The following is a 22,792-nucleotide window of genomic DNA, read 5'->3' as shown; positions in this document are numbered from 1 at the left end:
TCTCTGCGTGTGCTGTCGCCGCCGCGGCGCGGAGGGTTCCGCGCCGTCGCCGCTCATGCCGGAGGGCAGGCGGCATCGGTCGGCAGACAACCTGCACCATGCTACCGGGTCTGCGCCTTCGACACTAACCGGGCGCCGTCGCCGGCGGAACCCCTGTGCAGGAGCGCGGCGGGGCGGGCGGACTCCGGGGCGTCCGCCCTGTCCGGCGCGCGCCTCGGGACTCGAAGTCAGACCCGCCGTCGCGCCGTCGATCCCCGTGCTCCCGCAGGATCACCGTGCTCCATCACGGTGCTCCTGCGAAGACTCGGGGATCCCGGGAGCAGGGACTCCCGAACCGGCCCGGACCGCGCCTCAGGCGCTCAGCTCGGCGGTGAAGAACGCCGCGACCGCATCCCGCAGGTGGGCGACGTCGTCGACGCCGCACATCTCGCGGGCCGAATGCATGCTCAGCAGCGGCATCCCGACGTCGACGGTGCGGATGCCCAGCCGCGTGGCGGTGATCGGCCCGATCGTCGAGCCGCAGGGGATCGCGTTGTGCGAGACGAACTCCTGACTCGGCACGCCGGCGGCGCGGCAGACCTGCGCCCACATCGCCGCGCCGGGGGCGTCGGTGGTGTAGCGCTGGTTCGCGTTGATCTTCAGCAGCGGCCCGCCGTTGGGCAGCGGCCGGTTCGCCGGGTCGTGGTGGCCCGGGTAGTTCGGGTGCACCGCGTGGCCGGCGTCGGAGGAGAGGTGCCAGGAGGCCGCGAGCGCCTGCGCCCGCTGGCCGGCCGTCGCCCCGAGACCCTCCTGGATGCGGGCGAGGACCTCCTCCAGGAACGGCCCCGCCGCGCCCGAGCGCGAGGCCGAGCCCAGCTCCTCGTGGTCGAAGGCCGCCAGCATCGGGATCGCCGCACCCTGCTCGCCGCGCTCGAGCTGCGCCGCCGCCTGCTCGAGCGCGACGACGCCGGCGTGCACGGAGGAGAGGTTGTCCAGCCGGCCCGAGGCGAGGAACTCCCCGCGGCCGCCGCGGCCGGCGCCGAAGCGGGCCGGGGCCTGGGCGTCGGCGACGACGACGTCGTAGCCGTCCACCTGGGCCGGGTCGACGCCGGCGGACTCCGCCACCACGCCCAGCACGTCGGCGGAGGCGGCGGCCTCGGCGTCGGCGGCCACGGAGAGCACCGGACCGGTGTGGGCCTGCTTGTCCAGCGTCAGCCCGTCGTTGACCTGCCGATCCAGGTGGATGGCCAGCTGCGGGATGCGCACGACCGGGCCGGTGGCGGCCAGGCGGGTCGCGCCGTCGCGGGTGACCAGCCGCCCGGCCAGCACCAGCTCGCGGTCCAGCCAGGAGTTCAGCAGCGGCCCGCCGTAGACCTCGGTGCCGGCCTGCACCCAGCCGTGCGAGACCACTGTGGACTTGGGCTTGAGCTTGAAGCCGGGCGAATCGGTGTGCGCGCCGAGGATGCGCAGCGGAGTGGTCGGCGTCGCCGCCTCCGGCACGATCCAGGCGAGGACCGCACCGTCGCGGACCGCCAGGTAGCGCCCCGGCGCCGTCGGCCAGTCCTGCTGCTCGTCGAGCCGGGTGAAGCCGGCGGCGGTCAGTCGGCGCGCGGCCTCGGCGGCGGCGTGGTACGACGACGGCGCCGCGGTCACGAAGGCGCCGAGGTCTTCGACCAGGGCGTCGACGTCGCGCGGACCGGGGCCGGGCACGGACGGTGTCGCGGAGCTGTTCTCAGACATGGGCTCATCCTATGCCGGGGCGGTCGAGGTGCTCAGCCGTACTCCGGCATCGAGTGGCCGCCGATGACGAGAGTTCCGGGCGGCGCGGCCCTGGACGCGGGTCATTCCTCGTCACGAGTGGCCGCTCGATGCGCCGCCCCGCCCCGGGCGGCCTCCGCGCTCACCGCACCAGCCCCGTCTGGTATGCGTAGACCACCGCCTGCACGCGGTCGCGCAGCTGCAGCTTGGTGAGGATGCGCCGCACATGGGTCTTCACCGTGGCCTCGGAGAGGAAGAGCCGGGCGGCGATCTCCGCATTGGACAGCCCCTCGGCGACGGCGAAGAGCACTTCGGCCTCGCGCTGGGTCAGCGGCTCGCGCACCACGCCGTCGTCCAGGGCCGCGGCGATCCGCGCGCCGTCGGGCCGGCTCCGCTCGGCGTCGTCCGCCGCGTCCGGGGGCTCTGCGACGGGGGCCGACGACGGCGCCGCCGACCGGAGCGCCGCCGGCGCCTCGCCGCGCTCCTCCGGCGAGCGCACATAGGTCTCCAGCAGCCGCTGGGTGATCCGCGGGGCGACGACGGCGTCGCCCTCCGAGACCACACGCACCGCGCTGACCAGATCCTCCGGGGCGACGTCCTTGAGCAGGAAGGCGCTGGCCCCGGCCTGCAGCCCGGAGAAGGCGTACTCGTCGACGTCGAAGGTGGTCAGGATGATCACCCGCACCTCGGGCAACTCCTCGACGATCCGCCGGGTCGCCTCGATGCCGTCCATGCGCGGCATCCGCACGTCCATCAGCACCACATGCGGCCGGGTCTCCGGCCGCTGGCCGCGCAGCGTCTCCAACGCCTCGACGCCGTCGGCGGACTCGCCGACCACGTCGACGTCGTCCTCGCCCTCGAGGATCAGCCGGAACCCCATGCGCAGCAGGTGCTGGTCGTCGACCAGCATCACGCGCACCGGCCCCTCGAGCCGCTCCGCGGCGCCCGGACTCCCGGCACCCTGACTCTCGGCGCCGGACGCCTCGCCCTGGGTCTCATCGTCCATCGTGGCCCCCCTCGTCGCTCCCCGCATCAGTCCCCTGATCATTCCCCTCGTTCGTCGTCGCGGGCCCGCCCCGGGCGCCGCTCTCCGGCTGCCGGGGCGGCTCGAGCACCGCCCGGACCACCCAGCCGCGGCCGGCCCGCGGCCCGGCATAGACCGATCCCCGGTAGAAGCCGGCCCGCTCCCCCATGCCGCGGATGCCCTGCCCCGAGCCGACCGACTCGCGCGGGGTCCCCTGGTCGGGCGGCAGGCCGTCGTCGGCGACGGTGAGCACCACCTGCCCCTCGGGGCAGAGTCCCAGAGCTCGCTGGTCCTCGACGGAGAGCCCCTGCTCCTCGTGCCGGGCGCGCTCGTCGGCGTCGTGGCCGGGATCGTGCTCGATGCTGACCTGCACGTCGGTGACCCGTCGACCGTAGCGCAGCACATTGGTCAGCGCCTCCTGCATGATCCGGTGGACGGTCAGCTCGAAGGCCGCGTCCTCGGGCAGCGGCGGGCCGGAGATGGTCACCGTCAGCGGCAGGCCCACGCGACGGAAGCCCTCGAAGAGCTCGTCCAGCGACTCCTGCGCCGGCCGGCGGGCGCTCTCCACGTCCTCGCCCTGCCGGAGCACGCCGATGACCCGGCGCATGTCGGCCAGCGCCGTACGCCCGGTCGAGGAGAGCTCGCCGAGGACCTCCTCGGCCCGGTCCGGGTCACGGCGGGAGACCACCCGGGCGCCGTCGGCCAGCGAGATCATCACCGACAGCGAGTGGGCGACGACGTCGTGCATCTCCCGGGCGATCCGATTGCGCTCGCCCAGCTGGGCCAGGTCGCCGGCGCGACGAGCCCATTCCAGAATCTCCCGCTGATGCTCACGGCCGCGGCGCACCGAAGCGCCGATGCCGCCGGAGAGGATGCCCGCCAGCAGCATCATCGCCACCGACGGCAGCACCGCCTCCTGCGGACTCGAGTAGACCGGGAAGAACTCGTGCCAGAAGTCGGCGTCGGGATGCGCCTGCTGCCAGGCGTCGAAGCGCAGCATCGGCGTGTACCCCAGGCCGATCGCCAGCACCGCGGTGATCATCGCGGTGCGCAGTCCGCGATGCAGGCCGACGCAGTAGAGCGCGAAGCAGGTTCCCAGCATCTGGGCGCCCTGCCAGGGGTAGAGCCAGAGACTCGACGCTTCGGCGGCGGTGACCAGCATGGTGATGACCAGCGGCCACCGGTGCCGGGCGAGCAGCAGCAGCGTGATGGCGCCGCAGGCGGCGGCCACACCCCAGGCCTCGGCCCCGATGTCGAGGAAGGCCACCGGCAGCGTCCAGGCGGCGACCAGCAGATAGATCCCGCTGACGGTCAGGTTCATCACCCGTGGGTGGCGGCGGAACCAGCCGCGCACCCCGCGCTGGCGCACCATGGCCAGCTGGTCCCAGCCCGGCGGCTGCCTCACCTCGGCCGGGCCGACGGCCGGATCGGCGGCGACGCCGTCGTGCGCTGCGCCGCCGCGGGCTGTGGACACGGACTCCATGGTCAAGAGCCTACTGGGCGTCGGCGGCGGGGATCAGCCGGCGGCCGCCCTCCGCCGCCGCCGAGCAGGGCCGGCTCACACGTCCCTCTTCTGGAACAGCACCGCCGCCGGGACGATCACCGCGGCCAGCCAGGCCAGCAGCCCGAGGATCGCAGTGCCGGTGGTCACCGAGAGGTCGTAGTCCTCACCGGTGGGCTCGCTCAGCTGGGTGAGGCTGGTGAGCAGGTTGCCGAACTCCCAGGTGCTCAGGAACTGGACGAACTCGGCGTTCTGCGTCATGCCGGAGAGGATGCCCAGCGCGATCTGCACCACGAACAGGAACATCGTCAGCGTGACGATCGCCCCGGCCGTGCTGCGCAGCAGCAGTCCCAGCCCGCAGGCCAGCAGCGTCACGACGATCATCGACAGCCAGTTCGTCAGCACCGACTGCATGATCTCGCCGGTGTCGGCGGCGCCGAGCAGCCCTTCGCCGGCGGCGAAGGCCAGGATGACCGCCGTGGAGGCGACGACCAGCACCGCGCCGACGACGGCGGCGGTGATCGCCACGGCGGTCATCTTCGCGGCCGCGAACAGCCCGCGGCCGGGGACCGCGCTCATCGAGGAGCGGATCGATCCGGTGCCGAACTCCGAGGAGATCGCGATGATGCCCACGCAGCCCAGCAGGATTCCGGCGAAGGTCAGCCCGCCGGTGCCGGAGGTGAGCAGCTGGCGCATCAGCTCCGCGTCGCTCGACTCGGGCATCTGGGCGCCCGACGAACCCTGCTGCACGGAGCGCATGGCGTTGTAGGACAGCAGGGCCAGTCCGGTGAAGCCGACCATGAGCACCAGCGCGATGCCGGAGAGCCACCAGCTGGAGCGCAGCACGCGGATCTTCATCAGCTCGGCGCGCAGCGCGCGGGGGAAGCTCAGCCGACCCTCGACGGACGACGTCGCCGAGGACGTCGGTGAGCCGGTCGCCGCGACCGCTCCGGTGCCGGGGGAGTCCATGGAACTGGTGTTCAGTCGATCGGCGGTAGTCTGCGGGGTCATCAGCGCACTCCTTCCGGGGCGGCGGCAGCGGCATCGGCCGGGGCGACGTCGGCGACGGCCGCCCCGCTGCGGTACTGGACCGCGTGGTCGGTGAGCTTCATGTAGGAGTCCTCCAGCGAGGACTGCAGCGGGGTGAGCTCGTGCAGCACCGCGCCGACATCCTGGGCCCGACGGCCGACGGTGCGGGCGTCGAGGCCGGTGACCTCGAAGGTCTCGGCGTCGCGGGCGACGAGGGTGACGTCCTGGGCCGACAGCGCGTTCATCAGCGTCGAGGCGTCCTGCGAGCGCACCAGCACCCGCGCCTCGCCCGAGGCGTCGATGAGGTCCTGGATGGGCATGTCGGCGAGCACCCTGCCGCGGCCGAGCACCACCAGGTGATCGGCGGTCTGGGCCATCTCGGCCATCAGGTGCGAGGAGATGAAGACCGTCCGGCCCTCGGCGGCGAGCTGACGGACCATCTGCCGGACCCAGCGCACGCCCTCCGGGTCGAGGCCGTTGACCGGCTCGTCGAAGATCAGCGTGGCCGGGTCGCCCAGCAGCGCGGCGGCGATGCCCAGCCGCTGGTTCATGCCCAGCGAGTAGCCGGCAATCCGCTTGGTCGCCGCCGAGTCCATGCCGGTCAGCTCGATGACGTCGTCGACGCGCCGCCGGCCGATCCCGTGGGTGGCGGCCAGCACCTGCAGGTGCTGCCGGCCGGTGCGGCCCGGGTGGGTCGCGCCGGCGTCGAGGACTGCGCCGACCTCGCGCAGCGGGGCGCGGTGCTCGACCATCCGGCGGCCGTTGACGGTGATCGACCCGTGGGTGGGGCGGTCCAGCCCCATGGCCATGCGCATCGTGGTGGACTTCCCGGCCCCGTTGGGCCCCAGGAATCCGGTGACGCGCCCCGGCTCGGCGGTGAAGCTGACGTCGTCGACCGCGGTCGTGCTCCCGTAGGTCTTCGTCAGGGATTCTGCGGTGATCATGGATCTCCCTTCCCGTGTGATCTCCAGATCCACGCTATGCCGCGCGGCGCCGTCGGTCCTCACCCTGCGGGGGGATCTTGTCCGGGACGAGCGACGCCGGCGGGAGCCCGCCGTCATCCTTCCGGCGGAGGGGCGGTCCGGCGCCGGTCGGCGTAGGTGATCGCGCGCAGCGGGGTCTCCAGCGGACCGGTGCGGAACCGACGCATCCACAGCGCCGAGACCAGCAGCTGCCCGCCCCAGATCCCCAGGACCAGCAGACCGACGACGACGCCGGGGACCTCGCCGGCCAGTCCGAGGCCGAGTCCGGAGAAGAGCAGCGCGAGCACCAGCGACTGGCCCAGGTAGTTGGTCAGCGTCATCCGTCCCGCCGGGGCCAGCGCGGCGATGAGCCGGGCGCCGGGTCGGCTGCGCAGCACCAGCAGGACCAGGACCGTCGCGCCGGTCGCCTGGATCGGCCCGGCGACCAGGCTCATCCCGGAGGACAGCAGGCTCTCGGCCGGATCCGGCGTCGTCGGCGCCCCGGGGAGTCCGTGGCGCAGCACCGCCGCCGTCGTCGACAGCGCGACCCCGACCAGCAGGCTCGGCAGCAGGATCGCGACCAGCCGCCCGGTCGCCGCCGGGCGTGCGGCCGACCGGTCGAGGATGCGCTCGAGCACCTGGGCGCGGGCCGCGGCGAGGCCGACGAGGAAGGCGGCGAAGGCCATGATCCCCTGGCCGAGGAGGATCGACGGCGCCAGCGCGGCCCACCGGGCCAGCTGGAAGGCCAGGTACTCGGGCACCGGTCCGGTGTAGGAGGCGACGGCGGCCGCGGCGTCGGGGGACTCCGGCATCGCCGCGGCGAACCCCGGCGTGCCGGCGAGCAGCGTCGCGAGCACCCCGAAGCCGAGGATCACCAGGGAGAAGCCGGCGGCGACGACGACGGCGAGCGCCAGCGCCGTGCGGGCGCGCATCCCGCGCAGCGCCAGCAGCAGCACCCCGAGGATCGCGTAGGTCAGCAGGATGTCGCCGGCGAAGAGCAGGATCCCGTGCACCACGCCGAGCACCGCGAGCACCAGCATCCGACGCAGCGTCCGTCCGGTCTCCGAGGCGCCGGCGCGCCGGGCGGCGGCCTGCTGGTGGACGAAGGAGAGGCCGAAGAGGAAGGAGAAGAGCACATAGGACTTCGCCTCGAAGACCACGGTGACGACCAGCTCGACCAGCTGATCGGCGGTGCTCTCCGCCGGCGTCGTCGGCTCGCCGCCGATCAGCCGGACCGGGTCGGCGAAGAACCAGATGTTGACCGCGAGGATCCCGAGCAGGGCCAGCGCCCGCAGCGCGTCGACGGCGGGCAGGCGGCGCGGCCGGGTCTCGGCCGAGGGACGAGGCTTCGGGGCCGGACTCATGGCCCCAGCCTAGAGGTGACGCGGGGCCCCACCGTCCCCGTCCATCGGGTGGCGGCTCCCCGCTCGATCTGCCCCCACGACACGGCGTGTCGACGGGGAGATGCCGCGGGGAGCCGCCGCTCGATGCAGGGGGAGCCGCTCAGCGCTCGCGTTCGCCGCGGATGAAGGCCTCCACATGCTCCCGGGCGACGGTGTCATGCAGCTGCTCCGGCGGAGACTTCATGAAGTAGCTCGACGCCGAGGTCAGCGGCCCGGCGAGGCCGCGGTCCAGGCCGATCTTCGCCGCGCGGACCGCGTCGATGATCACTCCGGCGGAGTTCGGCGAGTCCCAGACCTCGAGCTTGTACTCCAGCGCCACCGGGGCGTCGCCGAAGGTGCGCCCCTCCAGGCGGACATAGGCCCATTTGCGGTCGTCGAGCCACTGCACGTGGTCCGATGGGCCGATGTGCACATCCCCAGCGCCGAGCTCGGCGGAGGTGTTGGAGGTGACCGCCTGCGTCTTGGAGGTCTTCTTCGACTCCAGCCGCTCGCGCTCGAGCATGTTCTTGAAGTCCATGTTGCCGCCGACGTTGAGCTGGTGCGTCCGGTCCAGCGTCACCCCCCGGGACTCGAAGAGCGCGGCCAGCTCGCGGTGGGTGATCGTCGCCCCGATCTGCGACTTGATGTCATCTCCGACGATCGGCAGTCCGGCGGCGACGAACTTCTGCGCCCACTCCTCGGTGCTGGCGATGAACACCGGCAGTGCGTTGACCACGGCGACGCCGGCGTCGAGGGCGGCCTGGACATAGTGCTCGGTCGCCTCCTGCGAGCCCACCGGCAGGTAGATCACCAGCACGTCCACCTCCGCGGTGCGCAGCGCGGCGGCGACGTCGACCGGTTCGGCGGAGGACTCGTCGATGGTCTCGCGGTAGTAGCGGCCCAGCCCGTCGAGGGTGGGGCCGCGCTGGACGGTCACTCCGGCGTGCGGGACCTCGGCGAGCGTCATGGTGTTGTTCTGCGAGGCGTGGATGGCCGCGGAGAGGTCCAGGCCGACCTTCTCCGCGTCGACGTCGAAGGCGGCGACGAACTGCACGTCGGCGATGTGGTGCTCGCCGAACTGCACGTGCATCAGGCCGGGGACGTCGTCGTCGGTGCGGGCCTCGCGGTAGTACTCCACGCCCTGGATCAGGGACGAGGCGCAGTTGCCGACGCCGGCGACGGCGACGCGGACGGGGTTGGGGGACACAGGCGCTCCTCGGTTCGTCGATGGGGACGTGATGTCCGACACTGCCGACGGCGATTCTATTCCCCGGTCCCGCACCTCAGAGCCGCCGCGGCGAGGCACAGATCGCCCGCCGGGCCTGCCCGGCCGTCGGCCGCGCAGCGCCTATCGTGGAGGCGATGGACGCCCCCACCCGCTCCGATCCGCTGATCCGGCAGCTCTCCGACCGCCTCGGCGGACCGGCCGGCCGCCGACTGGGCGACCCCGGCCGCGGCCGCTTCTGGACGGTCCCGCGGATCCTGGTGGCCATGACGCTGGTCAGCATCCTGCTCTCGGTGCTGTCCATGCAGCACTGCCGCGCCCACGGCTGGGGCGGCGACGCGGTCTACCTGGCCGGCTGCTACTCCGACGTCGCCGCGCTCTACTCCCACCGCGGCTTCGACGCCGCGGCCTGGACGCCCTTCCTCGACGGCGGCTCCTTCGAATACCCGGTGCTCACCGGGCTGGTCGCCTCGCTGGCGGCGGTGCTCACCTCCGGGATCGACGGCGCCGTCGGCGCGCTGGCCCCGATGCTCGACTGGTGGGGCGAGCGCAGCTCGCTGCTCTACTGGGACGTCACCTTCCTGGGGCTCGCGGCGGCGTGGATCGTGCTGGTGCTGGCGGTGATGGCCGCCGCCGGCCGACGACGCTGGGATGCGGCCATCGTGGCGACCTCGCCGGCGATCATCCTCGGCGCCGGGATCAACTGGGACCTCTGGGCGACGACGGCGATGATCCTGGCGCTGCTCTGCCACCTGCGCGGCCGCGACCTGGCCGCCGGGGCGCTGATCGCCGTCGGCGTCTCCTTCAAGCTCTTCCCGCTGTTCCTGCTGGGCGCGCTGCTGGTGCTGGCGCTGCGCGACGACGGGATCGGGCTGCGCCGCTTCGGACGCACGCTGGCGGCGACGGCGGGGGTCTGGCTGGGGCTGAACATCCCGGCGATGCTGATCAGCTGGGAGAACTGGAGCGAGTTCTTCGTCTTCTCCGCCGAGCGCGGCGTCGGCTACTCTTCGCCCTGGTACGTCTGGCAGCTCATCGCCGAGGCGAACGGCGGCTCGGGGCCCTCGGCCGAGCTGGTCAGCCTCGCGGCCCTGGGGCTGTTCGTCGCCGCCTGCGCCGGGGTGCTGGTGCTGGGCCTCGCCGCGCCGCGCCGACCGCGCGCCGCCCAGCTGATGCTGCTGATCGTCGCGGCCTTCCTGCTGGTCAGCAAGGTCTACTCGCCGCAGTTCATGATCTGGCTGGTGCCGCTGATCGCGCTGGCCGCCCCGCGCTGGCGGGATGCGATCATCTGGCAGGCCCTGGAGGCGGCGCACTTCTGGGCCGTCTGGATGCACCTGGCCGCACTCACCTCCGACTTCGAGACCCGCCACACCATGGACGACGTCGTCTACGTCGCCGCCGTGCTGGGGCACATGGCCGCGACAGTGTGGATCATGGCCGTCGTCGTCCGCGACATGATGCGGCCGGAGCAGGATGCGGTCCGGTCGGAGCAGGAGCCGACGGCTCACCCCGCGGCCGCGCGGAGGGTCTCCTCGAGCTGATCGGCGGCGCGGCGCAGCGACGGCAGCAGCCGCGCGACGGCCTCCTCGGCGCTGAGATCGCCGTGCGGCGCCCTCGGGGCCGTGCTCATCGAGACGTTCAGGGCCGCGACGACGGCGCCGTCGGCCCCGTGCACCGGCACCGCCAGCGAGCGCAGCCCCGGCTCCAGCTCCTGGTCGACCAGCGCCCAGCCCTGGGCGGCGACCTGCTCGAGCACGGCGCGCAGCTGGTCAGGGTCGGTGAGCGTGCGCTCGGTGAGCGCCTCCAGCGACCGGCCGGCCAGCCGGCTCATCCCCTCCTCGACGCCGATCCCGGCCAGCAGCACCCGGCCCATCGATGTCGCCTGGGCGGGGAAGCGCGAGCCGATGCTGATCCCCACCCGCATGATGCGGCGGGTGTGCACCCGGGCGGTGTAGACGATCTCCGCCCCGTCGAGCACGGAGACCGAGGCCGACTCATCGACGGCGGCGGAGAGCTCCTCGAGCACCGGCTGCGCCAGCTGGGAGAGGCTGTGTCCTGAGAGGTAGGAGTACCCGAGCTGGAGGACGGCGGCGGTGAGCTCGAACTGCCGCCCGTCGCCGCGCACGTAGCCCAGCGAGACCAGCGTGTGCAGCAGCCGCCGGGCGGTCGCGCGGGAGAGCCCGGCCCGTGCGGCGACCTCGGTGAGCGTCATCTGCGGATGATCGGCGTCGAAGGTGCGGATCACCGCCAGCCCGCGGGCCAGCGACTGGACGAACTGCCCGGACGCGGCGGGCGTCGCCTCGGGATCCGCGGCGGGGTCTCCGGCAGGATCCTGCGGGCGGTCCGCGGAGGGCTCGGCCGCCCCGGCGGCGTCGGCCTCGGCCATGGGGGACTCCTCTCAGACGGTGGGGACCGTCACCGCTCCATCGTAGAGGGGCGCGCACGGGGAGCCCGCATGCCCGCGGCGGGCCCCGTCCACGGCGCGGTCATCGCTCGCCGCATTCCACGGTCGCCGGCAGCCAGGCGGCGAGCTGCTCGCGGTCGACGCCGTGGACCGAGCGCACCCGCACCGTCGGCTCGCGGCCGCCGTCGTCGGCAGCGCCGTCGCCGCCGGATCGTCCGGGCTCGATGTCGAAGACGGCGTACTCGGTGTAGACCCGGCTCACGCAGCCCAGCCCGGTGGCCGGGTAGCTCAGCGCCTCGACGAGCTTGGCCTGCCCGTCCTTGGTGAACAGCTTCATCATCACCCAGGTCCGCTGCGCGCCGACGGCGAGGTCCATCGCGCCGCCGACCGAGGGGATCGCCTCCGGGTCGCCGGTGTGCCAGTTGGCCAGATCCCCGCCGACCGAGACCTGATAGGCGCCGAGCACGCAGACGTCGATATGCCCGCCGCGCATCATCGCGAAGGAGTCGGCATGGTGGAAGTAGCTCACCCCCTCGGCCTCGGTCACCGGGACCTTGCCGGCGTTGACCAGGTCGGGGTCGATCTCGTCGTCGACGGCCTCGTGGCCCATGCCCAGCATGCCGTTCTCCGTGTGCAGCGTGACGTCCTGCTCGGCGGCGAGGTGGTTGGCCACCCGCGTGGGCTGGCCGATGCCCAGGTTCGCCACCGACCCGGGGGCGATGTCGGCGGCGACGACGGCGGCCAGCTGGTCACGGTCCAGCGGCTCGGCGGTGTCCCCCGCCGGCGCCTGTGCGGGATCCTGCTGGTGCGGGTTCATCAGCTCCTCCTGACCTCGACGAGGGTGTCGACATAGATGCCGGGGGTGACCACCGTCTCCGGGTCGATCTGACCGGTCTCGACGATCCGGTCGACTTCGACGATGGTCGTCGACGCCGCCGCGGCCATGATCGGACCGAAGTTGCGGGCGGTCTTGCGGTAGACGAGATTGCCGGCATGGTCGCCGCGATGGGCGGAGACCAGCGCGACGTCGGCGGCGAGCGGGAACTCCAGCACATGGTCCACCCCGTCGATGACGCGGGTCTCCTTGCCCTCGGCGAGCCGCGTGCCGTAGCCGGTGGGCGTGTAGAAGGCCCCGATGCCGGCGCCGGCGGCGCGGATGCGCTCGGCCAGGTTGCCCTGCGGGGTCAGCTCCAGCTCGACCTCGCCGGCGCGATAGGCCGCGTCGAAGTGCCAGGAGTCCGTCTGCCGCGGGAAGGAGCAGACGACCCGGCGCACGCGGCGCTGGTGGATCATCCGCGCGATGCCGCCGTCGCCGCCGCCGGCGTTGTTGCTGATCACCGTCAGGTCCCGCGCCCCGGAGTCCAGCAGCGCGTCGATCAGATCGAACGGCTGCCCGGGAATCCCGAAGCCGCTGATCATCACCGTCGCGCCGTCCTCGACGCCGGCCACCGCCTCCGCGGCGGTCTCGGCCAGTTGGGCTCTCATCGTCTCTCCTCTCTGCGACGCCGGCTCAGCCGGCGTCGGGGTTCTCCAGCACCACGGCCAGGCCCTGCCCGACCCCGATGCACAGCGTGGCGACCCCGTGGCGGACCCTCTCCTCGCGCATCCGGGCGGCCAGCGTGCCGAGCACGCGCGCTCCGGAGGCGCCCAGCGGGTGTCCCAGGGCCAGCGCGCCGCCCCAGGCGTTGACGAGCTCGAGGTCGGCCAGCCCGGCGGCCAGCCACTGCCGGGTGCAGGCCAGCGACTGGGCGGCGAAGGCCTCGTTGAGCTCGACGGCGCCGACGTCGGACCAGCTCAGCCCGGCCCGGCGCAGCGCGATCTCGGCCGCCGGCACCGGGGCCTCGCCGAAGTACTGCGGCTCGACGGCGGCGGCGCCGCGGCCGACGATCCGCGCGACCGGGTCGCGGCCGAGCAGCTCGGCGGCCCGGGCCGAGCCCAGCCAGGCGGCCGCCGCACCGTCGCTCATCGGCGAGGCGTTGCCGGCGGTGACGGTGGCCTGGGGGTCCTCGCGGCGGAAGACGGTGGGCAGCTCGGCCAGCGTCTCGACGCTCGTCTCCGGCCGGATGCTCTGGTCGGCGGTGATCGGCGCATCCTTGGCCCGCCGGCCGGGCACCGCGACCACCAGCTCGTCATAGCGTCCCTGCTCCCAGGCGTCGGCGGCCAGCCGGTGGGAGCGGGCGGCGAAGGCGTCCTGGTCCTCCCGGGTGATCCCGTGCTTCTCGCGCAGCTGCTCAGTGGCCTCGCCGAGCGAGACGGTCCATTCCGCGGCCATCCGCGGGTTGACCAGCCGCCAGCCCAGTGTGGTGCTGGACAGCTGGGCGTCGCCGGCCGGGTAGGGCTTCTCGGTCTTGGGCAGCACCCAGGGCGCGCGGGACATCGACTCGACGCCGCCGACCAGCATCAGGTCGGCCTCGCCGAGGTCGATCTGCCGGGAGGCCTGCATCGCCGCGTCCAGCGAGGAGCCGCAGAGCCGGTTGACCGTGGTGCCGGGCACCGAGACGGGCATGTCGGCCAGCAGCGCGGCCATCCGGGCGACGTTGCGGTTCTCCTCGCCGGCGCCGTTGGCGTTGCCGAGGACGACCTCGTCGACGACGCCGGCGTCGCCCGGACCGCCGAGCGTCGGAGCGCGCTCGATCAGCGCGGAGACCAGGTGCGCGGCCAGATCGTCGGGCCGGCGGCCCGCGAGGTCGCCGCCGATCCGACCGAACGGCGTCCGCACGGCGTCGTAGAGCCAGGTCTCGGGCATGCGATCCCCTCCTTCGGAGCGTCCGCCCGACGAAGCGCCGGGAAGTTCGTCTTGCGCACATGCGTACGTAGGACGAACATTACGGGTGAGGAGCCTCACTCGGCAACCCGTCGGGCACCGATACAGTCGCCCCATGGCCAACTCCCCCTCCGGCGACGCCGTCGTCGACCGCCTGGTGCGGGTGCTCGAGACCTTCGACAGCCGGCACGCCCGGCTCAGCGTCGGCGCGATGGCCCGGCGCGCGGACCTGCCGCGGAGCTCCGCCTATCGCCTGGTGCGCCAGCTGGTGGAGCACGGACTGCTGAGCCAGCACGACGACGGACGGATCTCGCTGGGGCTGCGGCTGTGGGAGCTCACCGCCCGCGCCTCCTCGGCCGCGGACCTCAGCCGGATCGCCCAGCCGTACCTCGAGGACGTCAACCAGGTCATCCGGCAGCACACCCAGCTGGGGATCCTCCATGAGGACGAGGTGCTCGTGCTGGAGCGCCTCTCGCGGCCGGGGGCGGCGATCAATCAGGCGCATGTCGGCGAGCGCCTGCCGGTCCACCGGACCAGCCTGGGCATGGTGCTGCTGGCCCACGCCGCCGACTCGGTGCGCGAGGACCTCCTGGAGCGCCGAGCCGCGGAGCTCGCCGCCCACCACCGCGACATCCGCCGGGAGCTGGCCCATATCCGCCAGCACGGCTGCGCGACCTTCGACGGCTTCCTCGACCCGGAGACCACCGGTGCGGCCGCCCCGATCCTGGACTCCCGCGGCCGCGCGACCGCCGCCGTGGGGATCGTGGTCCCGCGGGACTCCGAGGTGCTGCCCTCGGCCCTGATGGTCCTGCGCACCGCCGCCCGCGGCATCTCCCGCGCCCTCGCGGCCAGTTCCCTCGACCCCGACGCCCTGGACGCCCGCGGCTGAGCCGCGGCGCGGGGAGCGCCGCCGCACCGCCGGACCGCCCGCCGTCGGCCTGCGCCACCTCGGCGATCTCGTTCAACGAGATGCGGTTCGCCGCCGCTGTGCTCCGCACCACACACTGATCGGGGCCGGACGCCTCGTCGATCGGCCCCGACCGGCCCCGGCCGGCCCCGACCGCCCGGCTCCGCCTCAGGAGGTGCTCCCCGTGCCCGCCGCATCCGCCGAGACCACCCAGGTCGCCGTCGTCGGCGGCGGCCCCGCCGGGCTGATGCTCTCGCATCTGCTGGCCCGCGCCGGCGTGGAGTCCATCGTCCTCGAGGCCCGCACGCATGAGGAGATCCGCACCACCCATCGCGCCGGCATCCTGGAGGACCAGGCAGTGCGGCTGCTCACCGAGACCGGCGTGGACTCGAGGGTGCGCAGCCTCGGCGACGAGCACACCGGCATCGATCTGCGCTTCGCCGGAGAGTCCCACCCGCTGGACTTCCACGAGCTGGTCGGCGCGACGGTCACCCTCTACCCGCAGAACGAGGTCTTCGTGGACCTGGCCGCGACCCGCGCCCGCGACGGCGGCGACGTGCGCTTCGGCTGGACGGTCACCGCGCTGGCCGACCTCGAGACTGAGCGTCCCCGGCTGACCTGCACCGACGCCGAGGGCGTCGAGCACGAGATCGTCGCCGACGTCATCGTCGGCGCCGACGGCTCGCGCAGCCTCTGCCGCCGGGCCGTCGACGGCGCCCAGGACTACCGCACCAGCTACCCCTTCGCCTGGTTCGGCATCCTCGCCGAGGCGGAGAAGAGCGCGGCGGAGCTGATCTACACCAACTCCCCGCACGGCTTCGCGCTGATCTCCCAGCGCTCGGAGACCGTGCAGCGGATGTACTTCCAGTGCGACCCGGAGGAGGACGTCGCCGACTGGAGCGAGGACCGGATCTGGTCGGAGCTGCAGCGCCGGGTGGCCGGCGCGGACGGCTTCGAGCTGGCCACCGGGCCGATCCTGGAGAAGACGGTGCTGCCCTTCCGCTCCTTCGTGCGCGAGCCGCTGCGCCACGGCCGGCTGCTGCTCGCCGGCGACGCCGGCCACACCGTCCCGCCCACCGGGGCGAAGGGGCTGAACCTGGCGCTGGCCGACGTCGCGCTGCTCGGCGAGGCGCTGGCCGCCTGGTACGTCGACGGCGACGTCCGCCCGGTGGACGCGTACTCCGACAAGGCGCTGCGCCGCATCTGGCGGGCCCAGCACTTCTCCTCCTGGATGACCGCGATGCTGCACACGCCGCCCGACGCCGACCCGTTCAGCATCCGCCGGGCGCTCGGCGAGCTGGAGACGCTGACCAGCTCCCCGGGCGGGATGCAGCACCTGGCCGAGTGCTACACCGGCTGGCCGAACACCTGACCGCCCCGCCCCGAGAGGAGTCCGACGTGGACGTACAGCCCCCGCCCCTGGATCCGGCCGCGACGATGGAGTCGCAGCAGACGCTGTCGGCCGAGATCGCCGCCATCCATCAGCAGCACCGCGACGCCGTCGCCGCCGGCGAGACCCCCGAGACGCAGCCGCGACGGAACTTCCCGCCCTACCGCTCCTCGCTGCTGCGCCATCCGACCAAGAGCCTGCACCATGCCGATCCGGAGACCATCGAACTGGTCAGCCCGGCCTTCGGCGAGCGCGACGTGCATCCGCTGGAGGCCGACCTGACCATCCAGCACGACGGCGAGCCGATCGGCGAGCGCATCGTCGTCGCCGGCCGGGTGCTCGACGGCGACGGCCGTCCGGTGCGCAACCAGCTCGTCGAGGTCTGGCAGGCCAACGCCGCCGGCCGCTACGTGCACAAGCGCGACCAGCATCCCGCGCCGATCGACCCGAACTTCACCGGCGTCGGCCGGGTGATCACCGGCGACGACGGCGAGTATCGGTTCACCACCATCAAGCCCGCGCCGTACCCGTGGAAGAACCACCACAACGCCTGGCGCCCGGCGCACATCCACTTCTCGCTGTTCGGCACGGAGTTCACCCAGCGGATCGTCACCCAGATGTACTTCCCCGGCGACCCGCTGTTCGACCTGGACCCCATCTACCAGTCGATCACCGACCAGCGCGCCCGCGACCGGCTGGTCGCGGTCTACGACCACTCGCTGACCAGCCACGAATGGGCCACCGGCTACCGCTGGGACATCGTGCTCACCGGCGGCGACCGCACCTGGACCGAGGACGACGCCGAGGCGGAGGAGCACTGATGAGCAGCCACCACGAGAGCACCCGCGCCGCCGACGACCAGCTGGTGCCCACCCCGGGCCAGACCGTGGGCCCGTTCTTCGGCTACGCGCTGCCCTACGCGCAGGACGGCGAGCTGCTGGCCCCCGGCCATCCGCGCTCGATCCGGCTCTACGGCACCGTCACCGACGGCGCCGGACAGACGCTGCCGGACGCGATGATCGAGATCTGGCAGCCCGACGAGCACGGGAGGGTCCCCCGCGAGACCGGCTCGCTGGTCCGCGACGGCTACACGTTCACCGGCTTCGGCCGCACCGGCGTCGACGACGCCGGCCGCTACACCTTCACCACAGTCGACCCCGGAGCCACCGAGCCGGGGAAGGCGCCGTTCATCGCCGTCGCCGTCTTCGCCCGCGGACTGATGAACCACCTGCACACCCGCGTCTACCTGCCCGAGGACGCCGCGGCGCTGGCCGCCGATCCGCTGCTCTCCTCGCTGGAGCCGGACCGCCGGGAGACGCTGATCGGCGTCCGCGAGCCCGACGGCGCGCTGCGCTTCGACATCCGGCTGCAGGGCGAGGGCGAGACGGTGTTCCTCGCGTTCCCGCACCATCACGATCCCGACGACGCCGCCTCGCCCGGCCAGAGCCCGCACGGACGCGCGGGGACCGGCGACGCCGGAGCTCAGTAGGCTGGCCGGCATGAGCACCTCGCACGCCTCTGCCTCTGCCTCCGTCTCCGGCACCGCCGACGTCGGCCTGCTGCGTCCGGCCTCGGCCGGCTCCCCGGCGGCCGCGCAGGCGGGCGACGCCGCCGTGCTGCAGGCCATGCTCGACGTCGAGGCCGCCTGGTCGCAGGTGCTCGGCGAGCAGGGCGTGATCGACCCCGCCGACGCCGCGGCCGTGGCCCGGCGCGCCCGGGCCGAGGACTTCGACCTCGCCGGCCTGGCCGCAGCCTCCCGCAGCGGCGGCAACCCGGTCATCCCGCTGCTGGCCGAGCTGCGCGCCGGGCTGCGCGCCGACGGGGCCGCTCGGGCCGGGGAGACGCTGCATCTGGCCGCGACCAGCCAGGACGTGCTGGACACGGCGCTGCTGCTGGTCGCCCGGCGCACGGCGGCGGCGCTGCGGAGGGACCTGCACCGCGCCGCGGCGGCACTGGACGAGCTCGCCGGCGCCCATCGCGACACCCTCTGCGTGGCCCGCTCGCTGACCCAGCACGCGCTGCCGACGGTCTTCGGGCTGCGCGCAGCCCAGTGGCTGCGCAGCCTGGCCGAGGCGGCCGAGGCGCTCGACGTCGTCACCGCCGATCTGCCGCTGCAGTGGGGAGGGGCGGCGGGCACCCAGGCGGCGCTGACCGACCGGCTGGCCGGGACCTCCCGAGCTGAGGCCGCGCCCGAGTCTGGGAGCGGGGCCGCGCCGGCGACCGGCGTCGCCGTCGAGGACCTCGTCGATGCGCTGGCCGAGCGGCTGGGGCTGCGCACGCCGTCGGCCCCCTGGCACACCGCTCGGGCGCCGATCACCCGACTGGGCTCGGCGCTGGCCGAAGTCACCGCGGCGACCGGGACGATGGCCGCCGACGTGCTGCAGCTGGCTCGGCCGGAGATCGCCGAGGTCCGCGAGCCCGCGGGAGCCGGACGCGGCGGCTCCTCAGCGATGCCGCAGAAGCGCAATCCGGTGCTCTCGGTGCTGCTGCGCGAGACCGCCCTGGAGGCGCCGCACCATCTGGCACGCCTGGTCTCCGCGGCCGGGACGGCCGTCGACGAGCGGCCCGACGGCGCCTGGCACGCCGAGTGGACCGCGCTGCAGCAGCTGCTGCAGGCGACCGCCGGCGCCGCCGCCCAGGTCGCCGAGCTGGCCGAGGGGATGACCGTGGACGCCGCGGCGATGCGGGCGAATCTGACGCTCACCGGCGAGGGCCTGCTCGGCGAGCGCCTCGTCCCCGCCCTGGCGGAGCTGCTCGACGGCGGCCGCGAGGAGGCGAGCGCGCTGATCCGCGAGTCCGCGGGCGTCGACGACGCCGACAGTGCCCACGGCGCTCTGCGGGACCTGGTCCGACGGCGGGCCTCCGCCGACCGGCTCGAGCAGGCGGGGCTCGACGCCGCCGGACTCGACGCGCTGCTGGACCGCCTGCTGGACCCCGCCGACTACCTCGGCCGCGCGCCGGAGATGGTCGACCGGCTGCGCGCCGAGGCCGCCCGCCGGATCCGCGACGACGTTCCCGACTCCGCCCGCCCCCAGGAGGACCTGTGAGCATCCCCGAGCTGACCCCCACACTGCTGACCGCCCCGCAGGACGCCGCCGACGCGCCGGGATCCGCGGGGCCCCGGCCGACGCTGATCGTCGGCCCCTCGCTCGGGACCGGCGTGCGCGAGCTGTGGGAGCCGGCGGTGCCGCATCTGCGCGGGCGTGTGCAGGTCATCGGCTGGGACCTGCCCGGCCATGGAGTCGGAGCCCCGGCCGCGGAGAGCTTCAGCGTCGCCGAGCTCGCCGCGGCGGTGGCCACGATGATCGAGCGGCTGTGCTTCCGCGGCGTCGTCGACGCCTCCGCCGGACTCGCCGTCGCCGGCGTCTCGCTGGGCGGCGCGGTGACCCTGCAGCTGGGCGCGGACCGGCCGGGCCTGGCCGACGCGCTGGCGATGTTCTGCTCGGCGGCGCGCCTCGGCACCGCCGAGTCCTGGCACGAGCGCGCCGAGCTGGTCGAGCGGGCCGGCACCCCGACGATGGTCGCCGGATCGACCGAACGCTGGTTCGCCCCCGGGTTCCTCGCCGCCCAGCCGCGGATCGCGACGAACCTGCTGCACAGCCTGCAGCACGCCGACCGGCACAGCTATGCCCACGCCTGCCGCGCGCTGGCCGCCTTCGACCTGCGCGAGCGGCTGGGCGAGATCACCGATCCGCTGCTGGCGGTGGCCGGCGTCCACGACGCGGTCACCCCGCCCGCCGATGCCGAGGCTGTCGCAGCAGGTGCCGCGCAGGGGCGCAGCGTCGTCGTCGACGGCGCCGCGCATCTGGTGCCCGCCGAGGCCCCGGAGGAGACCGCGCGGCTGCTCCGCGAGCTGCTCGCCCCGTTCCTCGCCGAGGGAGAGGCCTCCTCCGGCGGGACGTCCGGCACGGTGCCCGGCGGAGCCGTCGCCGAGCGCCTCCCCGGCGACCCCCACGACGCCGGCATGCGGGTGCGCCGCGAGGTGCTCTCCGACGCGCATGTCGACCGCGCGCAAGCCCGGACCACCGACTTCACCGCCGACTTCCAGGAGCTGATCACCCACTACGCCTGGGGGAGCATCTGGACGCGGGACGGGCTGCCGCGGACCACCCGCAGCGCGATCACGCTCACCGCGCTGATCGCCGGCGGCTACTGGGAGGAGCTGGAGATGCACGTCCGCGCGGCCCGCCGCAACGGGATGACCGTCGCGGAGATCAAGGAGGTCTTCCTGCAGGCGGCGATCTACTGCGGCGTGCCGGCGGCCAACACCGCCTTCAGCATCGGGCAGCGAGTGCTGGACGAGGACGACGACGCCGGCTGAGGCTCACTCCTGCTCGGCCCACCAGTCGCGCAGCAGCCGCTCGGCTTCGTCCTGTGCGATCGGGCCGTGGTCCATCCGGTGCTCCAGCAGGAAGCGGTAGGCCTTCCCCACGTCGGGGCCCGGGGAGATTCCGAGGATCTCCATGATCTGCTCGCCGTCCAGATGCGGGCGGATCCGGGCCAGCTCCTCCTGCTCGGCGAGCTCGGCGATGCGCTGCTCGAGGTCGTCGTAGGCCCGGTCCAGCCGCGCGGCCTTCTTCCGATTGCGGGTGGTCACGTCCGAGCGGGTCAGCCGGTGCAGCCGCTCGAGCTGGTCGCCGGCGTCGGTGACGTAGCGCCGCACCGCCGAGTCGCTCCAGCCGGCGTCGCCGTAGCCGTAGAAGCGCATGTGCAGCTCCACCAGCCGGCCGACGGCCTTGATGGAGTCCTTGTCGAAGCGCAGCTCCTGCATGCGCTTGCGCGTCATCTTCGCCCCGACGACGTCGTGGTGGCGGAAGCTCACCGCCCCGCCGGGCTCGAAGCGCCGGGTCCGCGGCTTGCCGACGTCGTGCATCAGCGCGGCGAAGCGCAGGACGAAGTCCGGCCCCGGCACCGGACCGTCTGCGTCGGTCTCCAGGTCCACGGCCTGCTCGAGCACCTGCAGGGAGTGCTGGTAGACGTCCTTGTGCCGGTGGTGCTCGTCGCCGGCCAGCCGCAGCGCCGGGATCTCGGGGAGGACGACGTCGGCCAGCCCGGTCTCCACCATCAGGTCCACCCCCTGCCGCGGATGCGCGCCGGTGATCAGCTTGACCAGCTCCTCACGGACGCGCTCGGCGGAGACGATCTCCAGCCGGTCGGCCATCGCGGTCATCGCCTCGCGGACCTCGACGGCGACGTCGAGGCCCAGCTGGGAGGCGAAGCGGGCCGCGCGCATCATCCGCAGCGGGTCGTCGGAGAAGGACGCCTCCGGGGTGCCGGGAGTGCGCAGGTGCTTCGCCACCAGGTCGCGCACCCCGCCGTGCGGGTCGACCAACTCGAAGCTCGGCAGCTGCAGCGCCATCGCGTTGACGGTGAAGTCGCGGCGGACCAGGTCGTCCTCCAGCCGGGAGCCGAAGCTGACCTGCGGCTTGCGGGAGTCCGGGTCATAGGCCTCGGCGCGGTAGGTGGTCACCTCGAGGATGTCGTCGCCCTTGCGGATCCCGATGGTGCCGAAGTCGCGGCCGATGTCCCAGTGGGCGTCGGCGAAGCCGGAGACCGCGGCGATGATCTGGTCCGGGTCGGCGTCGGTGGTGAAGTCCAGGTCCGGCGAGCTTCGCCCCAGGAAGAGATCGCGGACCGGCCCGCCGACCAGCGAGAGCTCGTGGCCGTGGGCGGCGAACTGTTCTCCGAGCGCGACGACGACGTCCGGCACCCAGGCGCCGTCGGGGAATCCAGCGGGAAGATAAGGCATGACGTGGAACAGTTTCGCACAGCCGCTCCGCGCAGCCTCTGGAACGCTCCGGCGCCGGCGTCGACGACCTCCTCGACGCCGCGACGTCGGCGGGTCGCCCACCAGCGCGCCGGTCGGCGCGGACCGCGGCGACGTCGACGCGGGCCCACGATCTGCGAGCGCTAGAGTGGTGTTCATGACAGGAACCGGAGCCGGCGGCGAACGCTGCACCCCGCTGACGGCGTCAGTGGGCGCGCGACGCGCGTCGGCGGACCGGTCCGGACGCCACGCCGGGGGGCTGCCGACTGTGGAGGAGGTCAGCGCCGGCGGCGTGGTGATCCGCCCGGCCGTCTCCGGCTTCGAGGTCGCGATCATCGCCCGCTACAACCGCGGCGGCCGGCTCGAGTGGTGCCTGCCCAAGGGCCATCCCGAGGGCCCCGAGGACCACGCCTCCGCAGCGGTGCGCGAGGTCGAGGAGGAGACCGGGATCTCGGGCAGCGTGCTCACGTCGCTGGGCAGCATCGAGTACTGGTTCACCGTGCCGACCCATCGGGTGCACAAGACGGTCCACCACTTCCTGCTGGAGGCCGTCGGCGGGGAGCTGACCACGGAGAACGACCCGGACCACGAGGCCGTCGACGTCGCCTGGGTCGCCCTGGACCAGCTCGAGCGCCGGCTGTCCTTCCCGAACGAGCGCCGCATCGTCACCACCGCCCGGCAGGTCATCGACGACACGCTCTGA

Annotated in this window: 20 protein-coding genes; 8 read left to right on the top strand and 12 right to left on the bottom strand. The window is 73.7% G+C overall.

Annotated elements, in window-relative coordinates; translation table 11 throughout:
- Positions 1 to 351 precede the first annotated feature (351 nt).
- From GCL72_RS03385 to GCL72_RS03355, 7 genes are all read right to left on the bottom strand, one after another.
- Entirely contained in the window at positions 352 to 1,719 is a 1,368-nt protein-coding gene (locus GCL72_RS03385; RefSeq protein WP_153143310.1) for a M18 family aminopeptidase, read from the bottom strand.
- 160 nt (positions 1,720 to 1,879) lie between these two features.
- Positions 1,880 to 2,647, bottom strand: coding sequence for a response regulator (locus GCL72_RS03380; RefSeq protein WP_170289548.1), 768 nt, complete (start codon positions 2,645 to 2,647; stop codon positions 1,880 to 1,882).
- Positions 2,648 to 2,732: 85 nt separating this feature from the next.
- The gene (locus GCL72_RS03375) at positions 2,733 to 4,244 is read right to left on the bottom strand and encodes a sensor histidine kinase (protein ID WP_153143308.1); all 1,512 of its coding nucleotides are present in this window, start codon (positions 4,242 to 4,244) and stop codon (positions 2,733 to 2,735) included.
- Positions 4,245 to 4,319: 75 nt separating this feature from the next.
- Positions 4,320 to 5,273 (bottom strand): ABC transporter permease subunit, encoded by a 954-nt coding sequence (locus GCL72_RS03370; protein WP_153143307.1) that lies wholly within the window; start codon positions 5,271 to 5,273, stop codon positions 4,320 to 4,322.
- Positions 5,273 to 6,235, bottom strand: a complete 963-nt coding sequence (locus GCL72_RS03365) for an ABC transporter ATP-binding protein (protein WP_153143306.1) — start codon at positions 6,233 to 6,235, stop codon at positions 5,273 to 5,275. Before GCL72_RS03365 ends, GCL72_RS03370 begins: the two co-directional genes overlap by 1 nt.
- A gap of 113 nt (positions 6,236 to 6,348) precedes the next feature.
- Positions 6,349 to 7,617: a DUF418 domain-containing protein gene (locus tag GCL72_RS03360; protein ID WP_153143305.1), complete on the bottom strand. Its 1,269-nt coding sequence runs from the start codon at positions 7,615 to 7,617 to the stop codon at positions 6,349 to 6,351.
- 139 nt (positions 7,618 to 7,756) lie between these two features.
- A complete protein-coding gene (locus GCL72_RS03355) occupies positions 7,757 to 8,842 on the bottom strand; it encodes an inositol-3-phosphate synthase (protein ID WP_153143304.1) in 1,086 nt (361 codons plus the stop codon).
- Between the two features lie 155 nt (positions 8,843 to 8,997).
- Here GCL72_RS03355 and GCL72_RS03350 point away from each other — a divergent pair, with 155 nt between their 5' ends.
- Entirely contained in the window at positions 8,998 to 10,398 is a 1,401-nt protein-coding gene (locus tag GCL72_RS03350) for a glycosyltransferase family 87 protein (RefSeq protein WP_153143303.1), read from the top strand.
- Here the strand turns inward: GCL72_RS03350 and GCL72_RS03345 are convergent.
- The 4 genes from GCL72_RS03345 to GCL72_RS03330 form a co-directional block, all read right to left on the bottom strand.
- Positions 10,362 to 11,243, bottom strand: coding sequence for an IclR family transcriptional regulator domain-containing protein (locus tag GCL72_RS03345; RefSeq protein WP_153143302.1), 882 nt, complete (start codon positions 11,241 to 11,243; stop codon positions 10,362 to 10,364). The two genes, GCL72_RS03350 and GCL72_RS03345, sit on opposite strands and share 37 nt — an antisense overlap.
- A gap of 100 nt (positions 11,244 to 11,343) precedes the next feature.
- The gene (locus GCL72_RS03340) at positions 11,344 to 12,078 is read right to left on the bottom strand and encodes a CoA-transferase (protein WP_153143301.1); all 735 of its coding nucleotides are present in this window, start codon (positions 12,076 to 12,078) and stop codon (positions 11,344 to 11,346) included.
- Positions 12,078 to 12,746: a 3-oxoacid CoA-transferase subunit A gene (locus tag GCL72_RS03335; RefSeq protein WP_153143300.1), complete on the bottom strand. Its 669-nt coding sequence runs from the start codon at positions 12,744 to 12,746 to the stop codon at positions 12,078 to 12,080. Before GCL72_RS03335 ends, GCL72_RS03340 begins: the two co-directional genes overlap by 1 nt.
- 25 nt (positions 12,747 to 12,771) lie before the next feature.
- Complete coding sequence (locus tag GCL72_RS03330) at positions 12,772 to 14,007, bottom strand: thiolase family protein (protein ID WP_153143299.1); 1,236 nt, start codon at positions 14,005 to 14,007, stop codon at positions 12,772 to 12,774.
- Between the two features lie 133 nt (positions 14,008 to 14,140).
- Between GCL72_RS03330 and GCL72_RS03325 the strand changes: the two genes are divergently transcribed.
- From GCL72_RS03325 to pcaDC, 6 genes are all read left to right on the top strand, one after another.
- Positions 14,141 to 14,914 (top strand): IclR family transcriptional regulator, encoded by a 774-nt coding sequence (locus tag GCL72_RS03325; RefSeq protein WP_153143298.1) that lies wholly within the window; start codon positions 14,141 to 14,143, stop codon positions 14,912 to 14,914.
- Between the two features lie 265 nt (positions 14,915 to 15,179).
- Positions 15,180 to 16,304: a 4-hydroxybenzoate 3-monooxygenase gene (locus GCL72_RS03320; protein WP_153143345.1), complete on the top strand. Its 1,125-nt coding sequence runs from the start codon at positions 15,180 to 15,182 to the stop codon at positions 16,302 to 16,304.
- A gap of 65 nt (positions 16,305 to 16,369) precedes the next feature.
- A complete protein-coding gene (pcaH, locus tag GCL72_RS03315; RefSeq protein WP_153143344.1) occupies positions 16,370 to 17,143 on the top strand; it encodes a protocatechuate 3,4-dioxygenase subunit beta in 774 nt (257 codons plus the stop codon).
- Positions 17,143 to 17,811: a protocatechuate 3,4-dioxygenase subunit alpha gene (pcaG, locus tag GCL72_RS03310; RefSeq protein ID WP_153143297.1), complete on the top strand. Its 669-nt coding sequence runs from the start codon at positions 17,143 to 17,145 to the stop codon at positions 17,809 to 17,811. The genes pcaH and pcaG overlap by 1 nt, the downstream gene beginning before the upstream one ends.
- 10 nt (positions 17,812 to 17,821) lie before the next feature.
- Complete coding sequence (locus GCL72_RS03305; RefSeq protein ID WP_153143296.1) at positions 17,822 to 19,369, top strand: lyase family protein; 1,548 nt, start codon at positions 17,822 to 17,824, stop codon at positions 19,367 to 19,369.
- Positions 19,366 to 20,643, top strand: coding sequence for a bifunctional 3-oxoadipate enol-lactonase/4-carboxymuconolactone decarboxylase PcaDC (gene pcaDC, locus GCL72_RS09960; RefSeq protein ID WP_211364954.1), 1,278 nt, complete (start codon positions 19,366 to 19,368; stop codon positions 20,641 to 20,643). Before GCL72_RS03305 ends, pcaDC begins: the two co-directional genes overlap by 4 nt.
- A 3-nt stretch (positions 20,644 to 20,646) precedes the next feature.
- On the opposite strand, the gene GCL72_RS03295 is transcribed toward pcaDC, so the two are convergent.
- Positions 20,647 to 22,071 carry a CCA tRNA nucleotidyltransferase gene (locus GCL72_RS03295; protein ID WP_153143295.1) on the bottom strand — a complete coding sequence of 475 codons (1,425 nt, stop codon included), beginning with the start codon at positions 22,069 to 22,071 and terminating at the stop codon, positions 20,647 to 20,649.
- A 175-nt stretch (positions 22,072 to 22,246) separates the two neighbouring features.
- Between GCL72_RS03295 and GCL72_RS03290 the strand changes: the two genes are divergently transcribed.
- Positions 22,247 to 22,792 (top strand): NUDIX hydrolase, encoded by a 546-nt coding sequence (locus tag GCL72_RS03290; protein WP_246160988.1) that lies wholly within the window; start codon positions 22,247 to 22,249, stop codon positions 22,790 to 22,792.

The sequence above is a fragment of the Nesterenkonia halophila genome (assembly GCF_009467795.1).
Taxonomy (GTDB): domain Bacteria; phylum Actinomycetota; class Actinomycetes; order Actinomycetales; family Micrococcaceae; genus Nesterenkonia; species Nesterenkonia halobia.
The sequence above is the reverse complement of the archived record's forward strand: the minus strand, read 5'-3'. Positions and strand labels throughout refer to the sequence as shown.

What these genes read in the sequence shown, in the direction of transcription:
- GCL72_RS03340 (WP_153143301.1), bottom strand. Translation starts at nt 12,078, where the DNA reads ATGAACCCGCACCAGCAGGATCCCGCACAGGCGCCGGCGGGGGACACC.
- GCL72_RS03295 (WP_153143295.1), bottom strand. Translation starts at nt 22,071, where the DNA reads ATGCCTTATCTTCCCGCTGGATTCCCCGACGGCGCCTGGGTGCCGGAC.
- GCL72_RS03305 (WP_153143296.1), top strand. Translation starts at nt 17,822, where the DNA reads ATGAGCACCTCGCACGCCTCTGCCTCTGCCTCCGTCTCCGGCACCGCC.
- GCL72_RS03360 (WP_153143305.1), bottom strand. Translation starts at nt 7,617, where the DNA reads ATGAGTCCGGCCCCGAAGCCTCGTCCCTCGGCCGAGACCCGGCCGCGC.
- pcaH (WP_153143344.1), top strand. Translation starts at nt 16,370, where the DNA reads ATGGAGTCGCAGCAGACGCTGTCGGCCGAGATCGCCGCCATCCATCAG.
- GCL72_RS03330 (WP_153143299.1), bottom strand. Translation starts at nt 14,007, where the DNA reads ATGCCCGAGACCTGGCTCTACGACGCCGTGCGGACGCCGTTCGGTCGG.
- GCL72_RS03335 (WP_153143300.1), bottom strand. Translation starts at nt 12,746, where the DNA reads ATGAGAGCCCAACTGGCCGAGACCGCCGCGGAGGCGGTGGCCGGCGTC.
- GCL72_RS03325 (WP_153143298.1), top strand. Translation starts at nt 14,141, where the DNA reads ATGGCCAACTCCCCCTCCGGCGACGCCGTCGTCGACCGCCTGGTGCGG.
- GCL72_RS03345 (WP_153143302.1), bottom strand. Translation starts at nt 11,243, where the DNA reads ATGGCCGAGGCCGACGCCGCCGGGGCGGCCGAGCCCTCCGCGGACCGC.
- GCL72_RS03290 (WP_246160988.1), top strand. Translation starts at nt 22,247, where the DNA reads ATGACAGGAACCGGAGCCGGCGGCGAACGCTGCACCCCGCTGACGGCG.
- GCL72_RS03365 (WP_153143306.1), bottom strand. Translation starts at nt 6,235, where the DNA reads ATGATCACCGCAGAATCCCTGACGAAGACCTACGGGAGCACGACCGCG.
- pcaG (WP_153143297.1), top strand. Translation starts at nt 17,143, where the DNA reads ATGAGCAGCCACCACGAGAGCACCCGCGCCGCCGACGACCAGCTGGTG.
- GCL72_RS03375 (WP_153143308.1), bottom strand. Translation starts at nt 4,244, where the DNA reads ATGGAGTCCGTGTCCACAGCCCGCGGCGGCGCAGCGCACGACGGCGTC.
- GCL72_RS03350 (WP_153143303.1), top strand. Translation starts at nt 8,998, where the DNA reads ATGGACGCCCCCACCCGCTCCGATCCGCTGATCCGGCAGCTCTCCGAC.
- GCL72_RS03370 (WP_153143307.1), bottom strand. Translation starts at nt 5,273, where the DNA reads ATGACCCCGCAGACTACCGCCGATCGACTGAACACCAGTTCCATGGAC.
- GCL72_RS03320 (WP_153143345.1), top strand. Translation starts at nt 15,180, where the DNA reads ATGCTCTCGCATCTGCTGGCCCGCGCCGGCGTGGAGTCCATCGTCCTC.
- GCL72_RS03385 (WP_153143310.1), bottom strand. Translation starts at nt 1,719, where the DNA reads ATGTCTGAGAACAGCTCCGCGACACCGTCCGTGCCCGGCCCCGGTCCG.
- GCL72_RS03380 (WP_170289548.1), bottom strand. Translation starts at nt 2,647, where the DNA reads ATGCTGGTCGACGACCAGCACCTGCTGCGCATGGGGTTCCGGCTGATC.